The sequence below is a fragment of the Mycobacterium sp. genome (assembly GCF_040398885.1).
Classification (GTDB): Bacteria; Actinomycetota; Actinomycetes; order Mycobacteriales; family Mycobacteriaceae; genus Mycobacterium.
On record NZ_JBBATF010000270.1, the window covers coordinates 1 to 2,290 of the forward strand.

At 63.9% G+C, this 2,290-nt stretch carries 1 protein-coding gene; it reads right to left on the reverse strand.

What is annotated here, in order from left to right:
- On the reverse strand, positions 1-2,290 hold a 2,290-nt coding region (locus ADBZ5U_RS15860; RefSeq protein WP_526811800.1), incomplete at both ends, for a beta strand repeat-containing protein.

Sequence of the window (2,290 nt, forward strand, 5' to 3'; positions counted from 1 at the left end):
GAATCCCAGATGCTATAAACAACGGGCTTAGCCCAAGCCGCAATGGTCTTGGCCTCGGCCAAAGTGGCATTGGTACTGGCAGTCACGGTGCCCGCCCCGATCACCATGGCGATGTTGCTGGCGGCCAGGTTGGCCGCGGTATCACGGATGTTGTATGTATTGGCACCCGTGTTCTTGAAGCCCTCAATCACGATGGCCTGGGCCACCGTGGCGGAGTCGGTGGCCGTAATCGTGGTGGCACCATTGCCGATGGCCGCGGGGGCTGCCGCCAGGTTGGCGGCGGTGTCGAGAAGGGAGTAGCTCTGGCTGCCGCTGTTACCGCCATTCCGGATGTTGATGGCCTCTGCCACCGACACCGTTCCGGTGGCGCTGATGTTTACCGCCTCAGTGCGGGCGCCGGAAGTGGCCGCATTGATCGAGGCCGCCGTGTCGCTGAGGCTATAAACAATCGGCTTGCTGAATCCGGCCAGGGTATTGGCCTGGTCGGCGGTGGCCGACCCGCTGGCCGTCACGGTGACGGCTTCGCCCAGCACCGCATCGGAGCTGGTGATCAGGTTGGCCGGCGTGTCGCTGATGTTGAACGTGATCGGCGTACTGAAGCCAGCCAGGGTGGTGCCCTCCGCCACGGAGGCAGCGGTGCTGGCCGTTACTCCTAAAGGAGCCAGGCTCAAGACGGCTTCTGTGCTTGTTACCAGGTTGGCGGCCGTATCTCCGATACTCCAGGGTGTTGAGCGAGCGGAAAGGGTGGTGGCCTGCTCCAGCGTGGGAACGCTGCTCACAACCTTGGTGGCTTTGCCCAGGAAGGCATCGGTGCTGGCGATCAGGTTCGCCGGCGTGTCGCTGATGGTGTAGCTGTTGGTGCCGCTGTTGGTGGCGTTATCAATCGTGGTGGCACCCGCCACCGTCACCGTGCCGGAGGACACGCTGATGTTGACCGCTTCGTTGCGCGCCGCATTGCCGGCAGAGGTCGTGTCACTGGTGAGGTTGGAGGCCGAATCGCTGATGTTAAAAACAACGGCCTTGCTCCAGGCCGCCAGCGTCTTGGCATCGGCAAAGCTGGCAGCGGTGCTGGCCGTCACGGTGCCCGCCTTCGACAGCACCGTGTTGTTGCTGGAAACAAGGTTGGCGACCGTGTCGGTGATGTTGTAGGTGTTGGCGCCGGGATTGGTGAAGGCTTCGATGGCGGTGGCCTGCACCAGGGTGGCGGCGGTGGTGGCGGTGATCGTGCCGGCACCATTGCCGATGGCCGTGGTTGCCGCCGCCAGATTCGCCGCCGTGTCGCTGAGGTTGTAGGTGTTGGTGCCGGTGTTGGCGGCCCTGATCGAGGCGGCCTCGGCCACCGTGGAGGTGCCGCCCAGGGTGACCGTTTCAGTGCCGAGGCCGCTGAAGCCAGCGGTGGTGTAAGTGGTGATCACATCCGCCGGCGTGCCCGTGATCGCCGTCACGGTGCTGGCATTGATCGTGCCGCTGGTCTTGAGATTCAGGGTATTGAGATCGATGGCCGCCGCGCTGGTGTCGCTGAGCGTGACCGCTTGATTGCTCAGGCCGCTGATGCCTGGGCTGTTAAACGCCGTGAGGGCACCGGCCACCGTGCCCGTCACCGTGGTGACGGAGGTGGCATTGATCGTGCCGCTGGTGTTGAGATCCAGCGCGTTGAGATCCGTGGCCGCCGCCGTGCCAGTCAGCGTGGCCGCCACACTGCCCAGCCCGCTGATCCAGCTGCCGTTGTAGGCCGTGAGGGCATCCGCTGCTGTGCCCGTCACAGTCGACACAGAAGAAGCATCAATCGTGACGCTGGTCTTGCCATTGAGCGCATTGAGGTCCGTGGCCGCCGCCGTGCCACTCAGGCTGACCGTTTCATTGCCCAGCCCGCTGATCCCGTTGCTGTTGTAGGCGGTGAGCACCTCGGCCGCCGTGCCCGTCATCGACGCCACGGTGGCGGCATTCACGACCAACGTGGTCTTGCTATCCAGTGTGTTCAAGGCACTGGCGGTTGCCGTGGTGTCAGCCAGGGCGATCGAGTAGGCATTGCCCGTTCCCGCAAGGGTGGCGAGGGTCGCGAGATCGTCTTGGCTGATCGTGGCAGTCACCACATTCGTGGTGTAGCCATCCACGCTGTTGGCATCCGCCACGCTGGTGCTGCCATTCAGCGTGACCGTTTCATTGCCCAGGCCACTGAAGCCAGCGGTGGTGTAAGTGGTGATCACATCCGCCGCCGTGCCCGTGATCGCCGCAACGGTGGTGGCATTGATCGTGCCGCTGGTCTTGAGATTCAGGGCATTGAGATCCG